Below are 15976 nucleotides of genomic sequence, written 5' to 3'. Positions count from 1 at the left end.
TTTCATTCAGGAGGGTGTACCCATGCGACTCGAAGGCTCCTGCCACTGCCAGGCGGTGCGGTTCTCCCTGGAATCGGCGCAGCCCTATCCCTTCATGCGCTGCTACTGCTCGATCTGCCGCAAGACTGCTGGCGCCGGCGGCTTTGCCATCAACCTCGGCGGCGACTACCGCACCTTCGAAGTGCAGGGGCGCGAGCACCTCGGCGTCTACCAGGCGCGGATGGAGGACGGCTCCACCAGCAGTGGCCAGCGCCATTTCTGCACCCGCTGCGGCAGCGCGCTGTGGCTCTACGATCCCACCTGGCCCGACCTCGTCCACCCGCACGCCTCGGCGATCGACACGCCGCTGCCGGTGCCGCCGGACCACGTCCACCTGATGCTCGGCTCCAAGGCCAGCTGGGTCGAGGTGGCGGCCGGGGAGGGCGACCGCTGCTTCGACGACTATCCGGACGAATCGCTGGCGCAATGGCACGAACGCCACGGGCTCGGCGGCGCCTGACAGCCGTCGCGTCGATCCCGCCGCCGGCCTCGCGCCGATTGACTAAACCCCGGTCGCTTCGTAATGTGCGGCTCTTTTCCGCGCCCGGCCTGCCGGGCGCCTCTGCGGTAATGGGGAGTCGAGCGTGAAACCGGTGAAAGTGGGCATCTGCGGATTGGGGACCGTCGGCGGCGGTACCTTCAACGTTCTCAAACGTAACGCCGAGGAAATCGCCCGTCGCGCCGGACGCGGCATCGAAGTCGCCCAGATTGCCGCCCGCCGCGCCAATCCAAAGTGCGACACCGGTGCCACGCCCATTACCGCCGACATCTTCGAAGTCGCCAACAACCCCGAGATCGACATCGTCGTCGAACTGATCGGCGGCTACACGCTGGCCCGCGACCTGGTGCTCAAGGCGATCGAAAACGGCAAGCACGTGGTGACCGCCAACAAGGCGCTGATCGCCGTGCACGGCAACGAGATCTTCGCCCGCGCCCAGGAAAAGGGCGTCATCGTCGCCTTCGAGGCCTCGGTGGCCGGCGGCATCCCGGTGATCAAGGCGATCCGCGAAGGCCTGGCGGCCAACGACATCAACTGGCTGGCCGGCATCATCAACGGCACCGGCAACTTCATCCTCAGCGAGATGCGCGAGAAGGGCCGCACCTTCCCCGACGTGCTCGCCGAAGCCCAGGCGCTCGGCTACGCCGAAGCCGACCCGACCTTCGACGTCGAGGGTATCGACGCCGCGCACAAGCTGACCATTCTCGCCTCGATCGCCTTCGGTATCCCGCTGCAGTTCGACAAGGCCTACACCGAGGGCATCACCCGCCTGACCACGGCGGACGTGAACTACGCCGAGACCCTCGGCTACCGCATCAAGCATTTGGGCGTGGCGCGCAAGACCGCCGCCGGCATCGAGCTGCGCGTGCACCCGACGCTGATTCCCGCCGACCGCCTGATCGCCAACGTCAACGGCGTGATGAACGCGGTGATGGTCAATGGCGACGCGGTCGGTTCCACGCTTTTCTATGGTGCCGGCGCCGGCATGGAGCCGACCGCCTCGGCGGTGGTGGCCGACCTGGTCGACGTGGTCCGCGCGCTGACCACCGATCCCAACAACCGCGTGCCGCACCTGGCGTTCCAGCCCGATGCGCTGTCCGACCTGCCGATCCTGCCGATCGGTGCCTGCGAGAGTGCCTACTACCTGCGCATCCAGGCCAAGGACCACCCCGGCGTGCTGGCCCAGGTGGCGACCATTCTTTCCGAGCGCGGCATCAACATCGAGTCGATCATGCAGAAGGAAGCCGAGGAGCACGACGGCCTGGTGCCGGTGATCCTGGTCACCCACCGTGTGGTCGAGCAGCGCATCGACGACGCCATCGCCGCGCTCGAGGCGCTGGACGACGTGGTCGGCAACGTAGTCCGCATCCGCGTGGAACAACTCGCTTGAGGCTGAAGGCTGGAGGCTGGACGAGTTGGCTCTCGCGTTCAGCCTCCAGCCTTCCAGCGCTCTTAATCGGCTTCTGAGGTTTCAAATGCGCTATATCAGCACCCGCGGCCAGGCACCGGCCCTGAATTTCGAAGACGTCCTGCTGGCCGGCCTGGCCAGCGACGGCGGCCTGTACGTGCCGGAGAACCTGCCGCGCTTCACCCTCGAGGAGATCGCCTCCTGGGCCGGCCTGCCGTACCACGAGCTGGCCTTCCGGGTGATGCGCCCATTCGTCGCCGGCAGCATCCCGGACGCGGACTTCAAGCGGATCCTCGAAGAGACCTATGGTGTCTTCGCCCACCGAGCGGTCGCGCCGCTGCGCCAGCTGGACGGCAACGAATGGGTGCTCGAGCTGTTCCATGGCCCGACCCTGGCGTTCAAGGACTTCGCCCTGCAGCTGCTCGGCCGCCTGCTCGACCACGTGCTGGCCAAGCGCGGCGAGCGCGTGGTGATCATGGGCGCGACCTCCGGCGACACCGGCTCGGCGGCCATCGAGGGCTGCAAGGCCTGCGACAACGTCGACATCTTCATCATGCACCCGCACAACCGCGTGTCCGAAGTTCAGCGCCGGCAGATGACCACCATCCTCGGCGAGAACATCCACAACATCGCCATCGAAGGCAACTTCGACGATTGCCAGGAAATGGTGAAGGCGAGCTTCGCCGACCAGGGCTTCCTCAAGGGCACCCGCCTGGTGGCGGTGAACTCGATCAACTGGGCGCGGATCATGGCCCAGATCGTCTACTACTTCCACGCCGCGCTGCAGCTTGGCGCGCCGGCCCGCTCGATCGCCTTCTCGGTGCCCACCGGCAACTTCGGCGACATCTTCGCCGGCTACCTGGCACGCAACATGGGCCTGCCGGTCAGCCAACTGATCGTGGCGACCAACCGCAACGACATCCTGCACCGCTTCATGTCCGGCAACCGTTACGACAAGGACACACTGCACCCGTCGCTGTCGCCGTCGATGGACATCATGGTCTCGTCCAACTTCGAACGCCTGCTGTTCGACCTGCACGGGCGCAACGGTGCCGCCGTGGGCGAGCTGATGAACGACTTCAAGCGCACTGGCAAGCTGACGGTGGCCGACGAGCGCTGGACCGAGGCGCGGCGCCTGTTCGATTCGCTGGCGGTCGACGACGAGCAGACCTGCCGCACCATCGCCGAGGTGTTCGCCGAGTGCGGTGAACTGCTCGACCCGCACACCGCGATCGGCGTGCGCGCCGCCCGCGAATGCCGCCGCAGCCTGGCCACGCCGATGGTCACGCTGGGTACCGCGCACCCGGTCAAGTTCCCCGATGCGGTCAAGCAGGCCGGCGTCGGCAAGGCCCTGTCGCTGCCGGCGCACCTGGCCGACCTGTTCGAGCGCGAGGAACGCTGCACCGTCCTGCCGAACGACCTCGCCGCGGTGCAGGCCTTCGTCAGCGGCCACGGCAACCGCGGCAAGCCGCTCTGAGACGTGGCCGTACGGTGCGCCGCGCGCACCTTCGGTAGGGGCGGCCCTGGCCGCGAATACCCGTGTACAGGCCCTCATCCGGCCCTGCGGGCCACCTTCTCCCGGAGGGAGAAGGGGAAAGCGCGGTATCGCCGCTCCCACGGGCAATGTGCGGGCATGCGCTCTTGCAGGAGTGGCCATGGCCGCGAACCGGGCCTGCACGTTGCCGCATACCAACCCCGAACCAACCCTCTCTCCCCTTCGGTGAAGACCGGTGTGAGGGCCTGCACGCCGCCCTCATCCGGCCCTGCGGGCCACCTTCTCCCGGAGGGAGAAGGGCAAAGCGCGCCCGGTGTCGCCTGTAGCCGCGTCATGCACCTGTAGGAGCAGGCTCTGCCTGCGACCGGGGTCACGATGCGGAAAGATCGGAAAACCTTCGCGAGCAGATCGCTCCTACGCGCGGTGTGGGCGCGGGCCTGTCCCAGTGGGAGGCGCGCCCTCGCGGCGATAGGCGCTGGAGCCGGCGTACGCGGACGGCACGCGGCTCGGCTTAAGTGCAGTTCAGAAAAAATTGAGGCAGGGCGGATGTCCGGTCCGTTATGGTTATCCGGATAGCCTCTGCCGACATCGGATACCCGAGCCCATGGATGCACTGCTCGCTTCGCCCCTGCTGATCCTATTCGTCGCACTGGCGCTGTTCCTCGGCGGCGCGGTCAAGGGCACCGTGGGCGTCGGTCTGCCGCTGGTGGTGGTGTCCCTGCTCGGCTCGCTGCTGGACCCGCGCCTGTCGGTGGCGCTGGTGACCTTGCCGGTGGTGATGACCAACGTCTGGCAGAGCCTGCGTTCCGGCATCCTGCTCGGCGCCTTGCGCCGTTTCTGGCCGCTGATCCTGGTCTTCGCGCTGAGCACCTGGGTCGGCGCGCAGATCCTGGTGGCGCTGGACGCGGCGCTGCTGCTCGGGCTGCTGGGCGCGGCGGTGGTGATGTTCTCACTCATCAACCTGTTCCAGCCGCGCCTGCGGCTGGCGGCCGAACACGAGCGCTTCGCCGGGCCCGGGGTGGGGCTGGTGGCCGGGTTGCTCAACGGCGTCTCGACGGTGAACGGACCGCCGCTGGCGATCTACCTGGTGTCGCTCGGGCTGGACAAGGAAACCTTCATCGGCAGCTACGGGCTGATAGCGCTGTGCGGTTCCTTCCCGCTGCTGCTGTCTTACATCGGTGTCGGCCTGCTCGGGCCGACCGAACTCGGGGCTTCCCTGCTCGCGGTGGTGCCGGCGCTGGTCGGGGTGGTGGCGGGGGAACGGCTCAGGCACCGCATCGATCCGGAGCTGTTCCGCCGCATCCTGCTGGCGGTGCTCATCGTGCTCGGGCTGAACCTCATCCGCCGCGCGTTCGTGTGACGCCGCGAGGTCTCAGGCGGGGTTGACCACGCCGGCGCCGGCCAGGTTGACCGCGCCGATCTTCTGCCTGAGGTGGCCGCGCAGGATGTCGCCCAGGCGCTTGCCGTCACGCGCGCGCAGCGCCTCGATCATCTCCTCGTGATCGTTCACCGCCTTGCGCCAGAAGTCGTCACTCATTTCCATGGTGTAGCGGATCCTTTTGATCCGCTGGCTGAGGTTGTTGTACATCTCCAGCAGGATGGCGTTGCGCGAGGCCTGCAGGATGCACTCGTGGATCTGCTGGTTGGCCTCGAAATAGGCCTGCAGTTCCTGGCGCCGGTAATGTCCGAGCATCTGCTCGTGCAGGTCGCAGATGTGCGCCAGTTCCTCGTCCGTCAGGTGGCGGCAGGCGGTCTCGCCGGCCAGCCCTTCCAGGGCGCCCATGATGTCGTAGGTGTGCTCGACGTCGCTCAGGGTCAGGCGGCTGACCCGCGCCCCGCGGTTGGGCAGGATCTCCACCAGCCCCTCGGACGTCAGCACCTTGAGCGCTTCGCGAAGCGGAGTCCGAGAGATGCCGAACTTCTCGCACAGCTGTTTTTCCGAGATCTTCTCGCCGGCGACCAGCGCGCCGTGCTCGATCAGTTCGCGGATGCGGTTGGCGGCTTCCTGGTAGAGGATCCTGTGCTGAATCCTGTCCAACGACTTTTCCTGTGCGGGTAGCGTCATTCGGGCACCTTCGGGTAACGGGACGGCTATTGCCGTCTGGCTAAGCTGTGCTAGCTTTTTGCATTAAGAATACAAAATAGCCTGAAAGTGCGATTCGCGCGAAGCGGGCATACGAACGGCAGCGTTGTACCGCGTCTGGCGAGTCGAAGCGAGTGTACGGAGTGCTCGGGCGAAGGCGGAAGGCACTCGATTCTGGAAAGTCGAAAAGCCCCTGAGGAGAAATGGCAATGGCTGGCAAGGTTTACCGTTCGAGCGTGGCGATTTCACGGGCGCAGGCCCGGCGCATCCTGGACGCGGCGTTCGCCGAGGCGAGAGCAAGGGAGATGGAGCCGTTGACGGCCTTCGTCATGGACGGTGGTGGCAACCTCATCGCCGCCGAGCGCGAGGATGGCTGCGCGCCGCTGCGTTTCGTCGTCGCCCGCGGCAAGGCCTTCGCCGCGCTGGGCAACGGCGTCGCCAGCCGCACGGTAGGCGAGCGCAACGAAGCCCGTCCGGCCTTCCTCGCCGCGGTGGCCGCCGCCTCCGACGGGCATTTCATCCCGGTGCCCGGCGGCGTGCTGATCCTCGACGAGAAGGACGAGGTCATCGGCGCGGTGGGGGTCAGCGGCGCATCTTCGGACGAGGACGAGCACGTGGCCATCACCGGAATCGAAGCTGCAGGATTCAAGGCCGGCATCGTTCCGGCCTGAGGCGCACCCAGGGCGCTGCCGACTCCATCTGCGCCCTGCAACCACGGACCGGCTGCCGTCCTCGACGGCCGCATCCCTCCCTTCCCACCGGCGCAGCCCACGGCTGCGCCGCCTGTCTCGCGCCGAATCCGCTGCCCCTGTGCAGCCCTTCACGGCTTCGACGAACGGACAAAATTTTCTTCGATTCCTTTCTGGCGTCTCCCGAAAAGCTGAACTAAGGTCTGAACGGGATGATGAATAATGAATTCATTTTTCCTTATCGCCTGCCGGCGATGCAGGTCGGGCCGTCCGCCTGGGGTCGGCAGCGATTGCAGTACCACCTCAATAAAAACAACAGTGGAGGTCAGCATGAAAATCCTGAAGACGGCATTGGTCGTGTCCCTGCTCGGTATTGCCGCAACGGCGGTACAGGCGGCCGAGCGGCAGATCAAGTTCGGCCACGTCGGCGGGCCGGGGTCGCTGTTCGAGATTTCGGCCAACGAGTTCGCCCGCATCGCCAACGAGAAGCTCGAAGGCAAGGCCAAGGTCGTGATCTACGGCTCCAGCCAGCTCGGCGACGACTCGCAGATGCTCAACAAGCTCAAGCTCGGCTCACTCGACCTGGCGCTGCCCTCGACCGTGATGAGCAGCGTCGCGCCGGAATTCTCCTTGTTCGAAATGCCCTACCTGATCAGCGACCGCGAACACATGAAGCGTGTGCGCGACGAGCTGGTTCGCGACGTGCTGTACAAGGCCGCTGAAGGCAAGGGCTACAAGATCATCGGGGTCTGGGAGAACGGTGTCCGGCAGATCACCAACAATGTGCGCCCGATCGTCGTGCCAAGCGACCTGAAGGGCATGAAGCTGCGGACGCCGAACGGCATTTGGCGCGTCGAGATGTTCAAGAGCTACGGCGCCAGCCCGGCTCCGATGGCGCTTTCCGAAGCCTTCGTGGCGCTGCAGACCGGTGCGATGGACGGCCAGGAAAACCCGCTGGTGCAGAGCTATTCGCAGCGCTTCCACGAGGTCCAGAAGTACCTCTCCATGTCCAACCACGTCTACACCCCCGCCTTCGTCGTCGCCGGCGCGAGCTGGAAGCGTTTTCCCGAGGACGTGAGGCAGGCGCTGAGCGAAGCCGCCCAGGAGGTCGAGGCCTATGCCCTGGAGCAGGGTAAGTCGCTCGACGACAGCCTGGTGAAGAAGATGGAAGAGGCCGGCATGGAGGTGAACGAGGTCGACCAGCAGGCCTTCATCGACGGCTCCGCAGCGATCTACGCCAAGTTCGCCGAGGAAGTCGAAGGCGGCCAGGCGATGCTCGACAAGGTCAAGCAGCTTCGCCAGATGTGACCCCACCTGCCTCCGCATGCCCGCACCGGGGCCCGGTGCGGCGATGCCTCAGATAATCGGAGAGAGCTGATGAATTCCGTCGCTGCTTTCAGAAAGGGCTTTTCCAAGTTTCTCGAAGTCATCGTGGTGCTCAACGTCGTGGCGCTGGCCCTGGTGATCACCATCGGGTTCGTCTCGCGGCTCGCCGGCTCGCCCTTCAGCTGGTACGACGAGGTGGCCTCGGTCGGGCTGGCCTGGCTGACGTATTACGGTGCGGCGCTGGCCGCCGCCAAGGGTGCGCACATCGGCTGCCCGAGCGTGGTCAACTACTTTTCCCCGAAGCTGCGCCTGCCGATCGCCCTGGTCGCCGAGGCGATCACCATCGGCTTCTTCGTGCTGCTGGCCTGGACCGGCATGCAGGTGGTGCTGATCCTGGAAGGCTCGACGCTCGTCAGCCTGACCAACGTGTCGTTGCAACTGACCCAATCCGTGCTGCCGATCGGTTCGGCGCTGTTCATCATCGCCGAGCTGCTGCGGCTGCCGGAAGTGATCGAAAGTGCCAAGGGCGACGGATTCGTCGATCACGAACTCGAAGAAGCCGGCATCAAGCTCGCCAAGGCGTGAGTGGCCGAAACGCATAGCGAACGTCCGTCGCGGCGCTCGGGAGAACAAGAAATGACCATCTTCTACATGTTCCTTGGCTTGATATTCCTGATACTCATCAACGTCCCGGTGGCCATCGCACTGGGTGTCGTCGGTGCGGTGGCGATCTTCATGAGTTACGGCGCACTGGCGCTTCCCAACATCGGGATGGTCATGTACGACGGCACCACCAGCTTCCCGCTGATCGCCATCCCGCTGTTCATCCTCGCCGGCGCCATCATGAACGCGTCGAGCATCTCGCGGCGCCTGATCGACCTGGCCTCGGCTATGCTGGGCTTCATCAAGGGCGGGCTGTCGATGGTGACCATCGGCGCCTCGATCTTCTTCGCCGAAATCTCCGGCTCGGCGGTGGCGGGTGTCTCGGCCATCGGCAGCATCATGATCCCGGCGATGAAGAAGAAGGGCTACTCCAAGGAGTTTTCCGCGGCACTGTCATCCTCGGCGGCGAGCCTGGCGATCATCCTGCCGCCGTCGATCCCGATGATCCTCTATGCGGTGATGTCCGGCGAGTCGGTGGTCAAGATGTTCGTCGCCGGCGTCTTCCCGGGACTGCTCGGGGCGCTGGGTCTGGCCGCGATGTGCTACTACCTGGCCAAGAAGCACAACTTCCCGTCCGAGGGCGAGTTCCAGGCGAAGAAGCTCTGGGAAGCCTTCAAGGGCGCGATCTGGGCGCTGTCGATCCCGGTCATCATCCTCGGCGGGATCTTCGGCGGCGTGGTGACCGCCACCGAGGGCGCGGCCCTGGCGGTGGTGGTGGCGATCTTCATCAGCGCCGTGGTCTACCGCGAATTCACCCTGAAGACCTTCTACAAGGCCTGCCTCGATGCGGGGATCCAGACCGCGGTGGTGATGTTGCTGGTGGCCAGTTCCGCGGTGGTGGGGCTGTACCTGACCGAAACGCAGCTGCCGCAGCAACTGGCCGGGCAGATCAGCGAGTGGACCAGCAACAAGTACGTGATCCTGGCGCTGCTCAACATCATCTTCCTCATCCTCGGCATGTTCCTGCACTCGGCGGCGGCCATTATCCTGGTGGTGCCCATCGTCCTGCCGCTGGTGCTGGCGGTCGGCATCGACCCGATCCACTTCGGCCTGATCGTCACGCTGAACCTGGCCATCGGCCAGCAGACGCCGCCGGTAGCCAGCGTGCTGATCGCCTCCTGCTCGATCGCCAAGTCCGACATCTGGGCCACCACCCGCACCAACATGTGGTTCCTCGGCGTGCTGATGCTGATCCTGTTGATCAACACCTACGTGCCGGCCTTCGCCATGGCGCTGGTGAACGCCATCTACGGCAGCTGACGGCGCCATGACGAGAGGACGCAAGCATGACTGACACGACTCAGGGGCAGGTGGTCTGCCGGATCGAGCAGGGCGTCGCCTGGATCGGCTTCGACCGTCCGGAGAGCCGCAACGCGATGACCTGGAGCATGTACGACAGCCTGGACCGGCTGCGCCAGGAGGTGGATGACAACCCCGAGGTGGCCGCAGTGGTGTTCCACGGCTGCGGCGGCAAGGCCTTCGTCGCCGGTACCGACATCACCCAGTTCGCCGACTTCGAGGGCGGCGAGGCGGGCGTGGCCTACGAGCGGCGCATCGACAGCGTGATCGCCGGGCTGGAGAACATGCGCAAGCCCACCCTCGCGCTGCTCGAGGGGTTCTGCGTCGGCGGCGGCGCGGCCATCGCCCTGGCCTGCGACTTCCGCTACTGCACGCCGTCGCTGAAGTTCGGCGTGCCGATCGCGCAGACGCTGGGCAACTGCCTGTCGGTGACCAACGTCTCGCGGCTGATGGACCTGCTCGGCGTCGCCCGCACCAAGGAGGTGCTGATGACCGCCCGGCTGATCGAGGCGCCGGAAGCGGCGGCGATCGGCCTGGTTGGCGAGGTCTTCGCGGCCGACAGCATCCACCAGGAGGTCGCCCGCAAGGCGCAGGCCTTCGCACGGCGCGCGCCGCTCACCGTGCAGGCCACCAAGGCCACCATCAACCGGGTGCTGGCGCACCGCCGGGCCTCGGCCGATGCCAGCGACGACTGGATACGCGCCTGCTACGGCAGCCGCGATTTCAAGACGGCCGTCGGCAATTTCGCCAGCAAGACGCCGTTCGATTGGACCGGCCAGTAGTCACGCGCCCGCTCTGGAGAAAACCCATGCTTCCCTTGAACAATGTGAAAATCCTCGACATCTCGCAGATCATGGCCGGCCCGTACTGCACCATGGTGCTCGGCGATCTCGGCGCCGAGGTGATCAAGGTCGAGAAGGCCAACGGCGGCGACGACAGCCGGCAGATGGGCCCCTACGTCAACGGCGAGTCGACCTGCTTCTTCCAGATCAACCGGAACAAGAAGAGCATCTCGCTGAACCTCAAGGACCCGCGCGCCCGCGAGGTGTTCTACCGGCTGGCCGCCGACGCCGACGTGATCGTGGAGAACTACCGGCCGGGCGTGACCCAGTCGCTGGAGATCGACTACGAGACGATCCGCCGGATCAACCCGGGCATCATCTACTGCTCCATCTCCGGCTACGGCCAGACCGGGCCCTACAGCAACAAGGGCGGCTTCGACCTGGTCGCGCAAGGCATGACCGGGCTGATGTCGATGACCGGCGAGCCGGGCAAGCGTCCGCTGAAGACCGGCATCGCGGTGTACGACATCGGCGCCGGCATCACCGCCATCTATTCCATCCTCGCCGCCTACATCCACAAGCAGAACACCGGGGAAGGGCAGCACGTCGACATCGCCATCGCCGAATGCGGGCTGCCTTGGTTCAGCTGGGAGGCGGCCGCCTATTTCGCCGAGGGCACCGTGCCCAAGCCCACCGGCTCGCGCCACCGGGTGTCGGCGCCGTACCAGGCGGTCAGGACCGCAGACGGCTACATGATGCTCGGCTGCGCCAACCAGCGGACCTGGGAGCGCTTCTGCCGCGACGTGATCGACCGCGAGGACCTGCTCGCCGACGAGCGCTTCGTCACCAACAGCGACCGCGGGCGCAACGTCGAGGTGCTGGAGACGCTGCTCGAGGAAATCCTGGTGCAGCGGCCGATGAAGCACTGGCTCGATCGCTGCGACGCCGCCGGGGTGCCGGCCGGGCCGATCAACGACTTCGCCCAGGCCATGCACGATGAGCATTACCTGGCGCGGGACATGGTCAAGCAGGTCAGCCACCCGGTGATCGGCGAGATGAAGACGATCGGCTTTCCGACCAAGTTCTCCCGCACGCCCCTACAGATCCGCCGTCCGGCGCCGCTGTTCGCCCAGCACACGGACGAGGTGCTGCAGGGCATCGGCATGAGCGAGGCCGAGATCCAGGGCCTGCGCGCCGAGGGCTGCGTCCGCTAGGCGCCACGGCCTTTCGTTGGCCTGATTTGAATGCAAAACGCAAAAGACAAACAAGAACAAAACGTTCAGGAGAGCCGCCATGTTGAACCTCGACTTCCATCCCTCCGGTCGCCACTTCCTGCAGATCCCGGGGCCCTCGCCGGTGCCGGATCGCATCCTGCGCGCCATGAGCCTGCCGACCATCGACCACCGCGGCCCCGAGTTCGGCGCACTGGGGCTGGAAGTGCTGCGCAAGGTCCGCGAGGTGTTCAAGACCGAGCAGCCGGTGGTCATCTACCCGGCCTCCGGCACCGGCGCCTGGGAGGCGGCGCTGGTCAACACCCTCTCGCCGGGAGACCGGGTGTTGATGTTCGAGACCGGCCATTTCGCCACGCTGTGGGAGAAGATGGCGCGCCGGCTGGGGCTCGAGCCCGAGTTCCTCGGCCTGCCGGGATACGAGGGCTGGCGCAACGGGGTGCAGGCCGACATGATCGAGCGGCGCCTGAAGGAGGACAGCGGCCACACGATCAAGGCGGTCTGCGTGGTCCACAACGAAACCTCCACCGGCGTGACCAGCGACATCGCCGCCGTGCGCCGGGCGATCGATGAGGCGCGGCACCCGGCGCTGCTGCTGGTGGACACCATCTCGGGCCTCGCCTGTGCCGACTACCAGCACGACGGCTGGGGCGTCGACGTGACCATCTCCGGCTCGCAGAAGGGCCTGATGCTGCCGCCCGGCATCAGCTTCAACGCCGTCTCCGAGAAGGCCATCGAGGCCAGCCGCCGCGCGCAGCTGCCGAAGAGCTTCTGGGCCTGGGACGAGATCCTGGAGATGAACAAGAGCGGCTACTGGCCGTATACCCCCAACACCAACCTGCTGTACGGCCTGAACGAGGCGCTGGACATGCTTCTCGGGGAGGGCCTGGACCATGTGTTCGCCCGCCACCAGCGCTGGGCCGCCGGCGTGCGCACCGCGGTCGAGTGCTGGGGGCTGGAAGTGCAGTGCCAGGACCCGAGCGTCTACTCGCCGGTGCTGACCGGCGTGGTGGTGCCCGAGGGCATCGACGCCGACGCCGTGCGCAGCCTGATCTACAAGCGCTTCGACCTGTCGCTGGGCACCGGCCTGGGCAAGGCCAAGGGCAAGATGTTCCGCATCGGCCACCTGGGCGACTGCAACGACCTGACGCTGATCGCCACCCTCGGCGGCTGCGAGGCCGGCCTCAAGCTGTCGGGGGCGAAGCTCCAGGGCAGCGGCGTGCTCGCCGCCCTGGACTACTTCGCGGCGCATCCGCTGGCTGCCGCCAGCTGATGTTCTCCCCCGACGGCAGAGTAGGAGGTCGTGATGACTTCATTGAGCGGATCAGGCTTACAGACCAGCAAGGTGCCGGCGGCCCGCGTAGGCGAGCTGGCGGCCCGGCTGCAACGCGAGATCGCCGGCGAGGTGCTGTTCGATGCGGCATCGCGCGGCCGTTATTCGACCGACGCCTCGATCTATCAGGTGATGCCGGTGGGCGTCGTCATTCCTCGCCATCAGCACGACCTGCAGGTCGCGCTGGACATCGCCCGCGAGGCCCGTGTTCCGCTGTTGGCGCGCGGCGGCGGCACCAGCCAGTGCGGGCAGACCGTGGGCGACGCGCTGGTGGTGGACACCAGCCGCTGGCTGAACCTGGTGGTCGAGTTCGACCCCGAGGCGCGCACCGTGGTGGTCGAGCCGGGCATGGTGCTCGACGACCTCAACCGCTGGCTCAAGCCGCACGGGCTGTGGTTCCCGGTGGACGTCTCGACCTCCGCCCAGTGCACCATCGGCGGCATGGCCGGCAACAATTCCTGCGGCTCGCGCTCGATCCGCTACGGCAACATGGTGCACAACGTGCTCGGCATCGAGGCCCTGCTGGCGGACGGCAGCCTGGGCTACTTCGGCTTTCTGCACGAGTTGCCGGCGAGCGAGCGGATGCGCGAGATCGCCCGCCAGGTGCAGCGCATCGCCGAACGCGAACACCCGAACATCCAGGCGCATTTCCCCAAGGTGCTGCGACGGGTTGGCGGCTACAACCTCGACCTGTTCGACTGTCAGAACCCGCGGCCCTACGACCCGGACGGGCAGATCAACCTGGCGCACCTGCTGGTGGGCTCCGAGGGCACCCTAGGGGTGACCCGGCGGATCAAGCTGCGGCTCTCGCCGCTGCCGCGGCACAAGGTGCTGGGAGTGGTGAATTTCCCCACCTTCTACCAATCGATGGACATGACCCAGCACATCGTCAAGCTCGACCCGACCGCGGTCGAGCTGGTCGACCGCACCATGATCGAGCTGTCGCTGGAAAACCCGGCCTTCCGCCCGGTGATCGAGAAGGCCCTGATCGGCCAGCCGGATGCGCTGCTGCTGGTCGAGTTCGCCGGCGAGGACGCCGGTGAGCTGCGCCGGCAGCTGGACCGGCTGAGCGAGCTGATGGCGGACCTCGGGCTGCCGGGCAGCGTGGTCAGCATGATCGAGGGGGCCGAGCAGACGGCGCTGTGGAACGTGCGCAAGGCCGGACTGAACATCATGATGAGCATGAAGGGCGACGGTAAGCCGGTGTCCTTCATCGAAGACTGCGCGGTGCCGCTGGAGCACCTCGCCGAATACACCGCCAAGCTCACCGAGGTGTTCCACAAGCACGGCACCGAGGGCACCTGGTACGCCCACGCCAGCGTCGGCACCCTGCACGTGCGGCCGATCCTCGACATGCGTCGCGACGGCTCGGACAAGATGCGCGCCATCGCCGAGGAGGCCTCCGAGCTGGTGCGCGCCTACAAGGGGGCGTTTTCCGGCGAGCACGGCGACGGTATCTGCCGCGGCGAATGGGTGGCCTGGCAGTTCGGCCCGCAGCTCAATGCGGCGTTCAAGGAGATCAAGCAGCTGTTCGATCCGGACAACCTGCTCAACCCCGGCAAGATCGTCGACACGCCGCGGATGGACGATCACAGCTACTTCCGCTTCCCGCGGACCTATCGGCCGATCCCGGTCACGCCGGTGCTCGACTGGTCGGACTGGGACGTGCTGCGCGACCCGCTGACCGGCGAGCAGAGCGCGCCGGGCAGCGCCGGCGACCCCACCGGCGGGCTGATCAAGGCCGTGGAGATGTGCAACAACAACGGCCACTGCCGCAAGTTCGACGCCGGCACCATGTGCCCCAGCTACCGCGCCACGCGCAACGAGCAGCACCTGACCCGCGGGCGCGCCAACACCCTGCGCCTGGCGCTGTCCGGGCAGCTCGGCAGCGAGGGGCTGGCCAGCGAGGACGTGAAGGCGGCGCTGGACCTGTGCGTGTCCTGCAAGGGCTGCAAGCGCGAGTGCCCGACCGGCATCGACATGGCCAAGATGAAGATCGAGGCGCGGGCGGCCTGGGCCAGCAAACACGCCGTCCCGCTGCGCGAACGGCTGATTGCCGAGATGCCGCGCTACGCGCCCTATGCCCGCCATCTGGCCGGCGCGGTGGCGGCGGTGGAGCGGGTGCCGTTCCTGTCGCGCTGGGTCAAGCGCAAGCTCGGACTGGCCGACCAGCGCGCGCTGCCGAGCTTCGTCGGCAACTTCCTGGCCGAGGCCGGCAGCGGCGCGGGGGGCGCGACGCAGACGCGGGAGGTGCTGCTGTTCGTCGACACCTTCAACAACTACATGGAACCGGAGAACGCACGGGCCGCGCGGCGGGTGCTGGAGGCGGCCGGCTACCGGGTGCACTTCAACCAGGCCCCGGGCCAGCGCCCGCTGTGCTGCGGTCGCACCTACCTGGCCTCCGGGCAGGTGGAAAAGGCCAAGGCCGAGGCCAAGCGTGCGCTGGACCACCTGCTGCCGTTCGTCGAGCGCGGCGTCGCCGTCGTCGGCCTGGAGCCCTCGTGCCTGTTGACCATGCGCGACGAGTTCCTGCGCTACGGCTACGGCGAGCAGGCGGTGGCACTGTCGAAGGCCTCCTTCCTGTTCGAGGAGTTCCTGCTGCGCGAGCACCAGGCCGGTCACCTGCAGCTCGACCTCAAGCCGCTGGACGAAACCCGGGCGCTGCTGCACGGGCACTGCCACCAGAAGGCCTTCGACGCGCTGCGTCCGGTGGAGCAGGTGCTGCGCTGGATACCGCAGCTGGAGGTGCGGACGGTCGAGACCTCCTGCTGTGGCATGGCCGGCAGCTTCGGCTACGAGCGCGAGCACTACGAGGCCTCGATGCAGATGGGCGAACTGGCGCTGCTGCCGGCGGTGCGCAAGGCGGAGGCCGACGATATGGTGGTGGCCGACGGCACCAGCTGCCGTCACCAGATCCACGACGGGGCTCAGCGAACGGCCTTGCACGTGGCGAGGGTGCTGGAGCGGGCGCTGGCCTGAGGCGGAGGCTTTTCCCTTCTCCCACCGGGAGAAGGACCCGCAGGGCCGGATGAGGGGCGTTTGCACCGGGCGAACCAGCCCTCACCCCGGCCCTCTCCCGGAGGGAGAGTGCGTTGGTTTGGTGCTGGCCAGGGCGCCGAGGTCGCAGGCTT

14 protein-coding genes are annotated in these 15976 nt (G+C 66.8%); 12 read left to right on the top strand and 2 right to left on the bottom strand.

Annotation, left to right across the window (positions count from 1 at the left end):
- Positions 1-22 precede the first annotated feature (22 nt).
- The 4 genes from H610_RS0115190 to H610_RS0115175 all read left to right on the top strand — a co-directional run bounded on the left by H610_RS0115190 (position 23) and on the right by H610_RS0115175 (position 4801).
- Positions 23-499 carry a GFA family protein gene (locus H610_RS0115190; protein ID WP_028240471.1) on the top strand — a complete coding sequence of 159 codons (477 nt, stop codon included), beginning with the start codon at positions 23-25 and terminating at the stop codon, positions 497-499.
- A gap of 124 nt (positions 500-623) precedes the next feature.
- Positions 624-1928, top strand: coding sequence for a homoserine dehydrogenase (locus tag H610_RS0115185; protein ID WP_028240470.1), 1305 nt, complete (start codon positions 624-626; stop codon positions 1926-1928).
- Positions 1929-2013: 85 nt separating this feature from the next.
- Positions 2014-3423 carry a threonine synthase gene (gene thrC / locus H610_RS0115180; protein ID WP_028240469.1) on the top strand — a complete coding sequence of 470 codons (1410 nt, stop codon included), beginning with the start codon at positions 2014-2016 and terminating at the stop codon, positions 3421-3423.
- A 622-nt stretch (positions 3424-4045) separates the two neighbouring features.
- Positions 4046-4801 (top strand): sulfite exporter TauE/SafE family protein, encoded by a 756-nt coding sequence (locus H610_RS0115175; protein ID WP_028240468.1) that lies wholly within the window; start codon positions 4046-4048, stop codon positions 4799-4801.
- A gap of 12 nt (positions 4802-4813) precedes the next feature.
- Here the strand turns inward: H610_RS0115175 and H610_RS0115170 are convergent, their stop codons facing one another.
- On the bottom strand, positions 4814-5506 hold the full coding sequence (locus H610_RS0115170) for a GntR family transcriptional regulator (RefSeq protein ID WP_028240467.1): 693 nt from the start codon (positions 5504-5506) through the stop codon (positions 4814-4816).
- 227 nt (positions 5507-5733) lie between these two features.
- Here H610_RS0115170 and H610_RS0115165 point away from each other — a divergent pair, with 227 nt between their 5' ends.
- Positions 5734-6195 (top strand): GlcG/HbpS family heme-binding protein, encoded by a 462-nt coding sequence (locus H610_RS0115165; protein WP_028240466.1) that lies wholly within the window; start codon positions 5734-5736, stop codon positions 6193-6195.
- 149 nt (positions 6196-6344) lie between these two features.
- Here H610_RS0115165 and H610_RS25530 read toward each other — a convergent pair whose 3' ends face one another.
- Positions 6345-6545, bottom strand: a complete 201-nt coding sequence (locus tag H610_RS25530; protein WP_152529107.1) for a hypothetical protein — start codon at positions 6543-6545, stop codon at positions 6345-6347.
- Here H610_RS25530 and H610_RS0115160 point away from each other — a divergent pair.
- The 7 genes from H610_RS0115160 to H610_RS0115130 all read left to right on the top strand — a co-directional run bounded on the left by H610_RS0115160 (position 6544) and on the right by H610_RS0115130 (position 15824).
- Positions 6544-7521, top strand: coding sequence for a TRAP transporter substrate-binding protein (locus tag H610_RS0115160; protein ID WP_028240465.1), 978 nt, complete (start codon positions 6544-6546; stop codon positions 7519-7521). The two genes, H610_RS25530 and H610_RS0115160, sit on opposite strands and share 2 nt — an antisense overlap.
- 69 nt (positions 7522-7590) lie before the next feature.
- Positions 7591-8124 (top strand): TRAP transporter small permease, encoded by a 534-nt coding sequence (locus tag H610_RS0115155; protein WP_028240464.1) that lies wholly within the window; start codon positions 7591-7593, stop codon positions 8122-8124.
- 51 nt (positions 8125-8175) lie between these two features.
- On the top strand, positions 8176-9462 hold the full coding sequence (locus H610_RS0115150) for a TRAP transporter large permease (protein ID WP_028240463.1): 1287 nt from the start codon (positions 8176-8178) through the stop codon (positions 9460-9462).
- 26 nt (positions 9463-9488) lie between these two features.
- A complete protein-coding gene (locus H610_RS0115145) occupies positions 9489-10283 on the top strand; it encodes an enoyl-CoA hydratase/isomerase family protein (protein WP_028240462.1) in 795 nt (264 codons plus the stop codon).
- 26 nt (positions 10284-10309) lie between these two features.
- Entirely contained in the window at positions 10310-11497 is a 1188-nt protein-coding gene (locus H610_RS0115140) for a CaiB/BaiF CoA transferase family protein (protein ID WP_028240461.1), read from the top strand.
- A 79-nt stretch (positions 11498-11576) separates the two neighbouring features.
- Complete coding sequence (locus H610_RS0115135; RefSeq protein ID WP_028240460.1) at positions 11577-12785, top strand: pyridoxal-phosphate-dependent aminotransferase family protein; 1209 nt, start codon at positions 11577-11579, stop codon at positions 12783-12785.
- Between the two features lie 33 nt (positions 12786-12818).
- On the top strand, positions 12819-15824 hold the full coding sequence (locus tag H610_RS0115130) for an FAD-binding and (Fe-S)-binding domain-containing protein (protein WP_028240459.1): 3006 nt from the start codon (positions 12819-12821) through the stop codon (positions 15822-15824).
- Positions 15825-15976: the final 152 nt, after the last annotated feature.

The sequence above is a fragment of the Stutzerimonas azotifigens DSM 17556 genome, assembly GCF_000425625.1.
Taxonomy (GTDB): domain Bacteria; phylum Pseudomonadota; class Gammaproteobacteria; order Pseudomonadales; family Pseudomonadaceae; genus Stutzerimonas; species Stutzerimonas azotifigens.
The sequence above is the reverse complement of the archived record's forward strand: the minus strand, read 5'-3'. Positions and strand labels throughout refer to the sequence as shown.

Coding starts and splice junctions, on each gene's coding strand:
- H610_RS0115190 (WP_028240471.1), top strand. CDS start 23: ATGCGACTCGAAGGCTCCTGCCACTGCCAGGCGGTGCGGTTCTCCCTG.
- thrC (WP_028240469.1), top strand. CDS start 2,014: ATGCGCTATATCAGCACCCGCGGCCAGGCACCGGCCCTGAATTTCGAA.
- H610_RS0115175 (WP_028240468.1), top strand. CDS start 4,046: ATGGATGCACTGCTCGCTTCGCCCCTGCTGATCCTATTCGTCGCACTG.
- H610_RS0115170 (WP_028240467.1), bottom strand. CDS start 5,506: ATGACGCTACCCGCACAGGAAAAGTCGTTGGACAGGATTCAGCACAGG.
- H610_RS0115165 (WP_028240466.1), top strand. CDS start 5,734: ATGGCTGGCAAGGTTTACCGTTCGAGCGTGGCGATTTCACGGGCGCAG.
- H610_RS0115160 (WP_028240465.1), top strand. CDS start 6,544: ATGAAAATCCTGAAGACGGCATTGGTCGTGTCCCTGCTCGGTATTGCC.
- H610_RS25530 (WP_152529107.1), bottom strand. CDS start 6,545: ATGCTGACCTCCACTGTTGTTTTTATTGAGGTGGTACTGCAATCGCTG.
- H610_RS0115155 (WP_028240464.1), top strand. CDS start 7,591: ATGAATTCCGTCGCTGCTTTCAGAAAGGGCTTTTCCAAGTTTCTCGAA.
- H610_RS0115150 (WP_028240463.1), top strand. CDS start 8,176: ATGACCATCTTCTACATGTTCCTTGGCTTGATATTCCTGATACTCATC.
- H610_RS0115145 (WP_028240462.1), top strand. CDS start 9,489: ATGACTGACACGACTCAGGGGCAGGTGGTCTGCCGGATCGAGCAGGGC.
- H610_RS0115140 (WP_028240461.1), top strand. CDS start 10,310: ATGCTTCCCTTGAACAATGTGAAAATCCTCGACATCTCGCAGATCATG.
- H610_RS0115135 (WP_028240460.1), top strand. CDS start 11,577: ATGTTGAACCTCGACTTCCATCCCTCCGGTCGCCACTTCCTGCAGATC.
- H610_RS0115130 (WP_028240459.1), top strand. CDS start 12,819: ATGACTTCATTGAGCGGATCAGGCTTACAGACCAGCAAGGTGCCGGCG.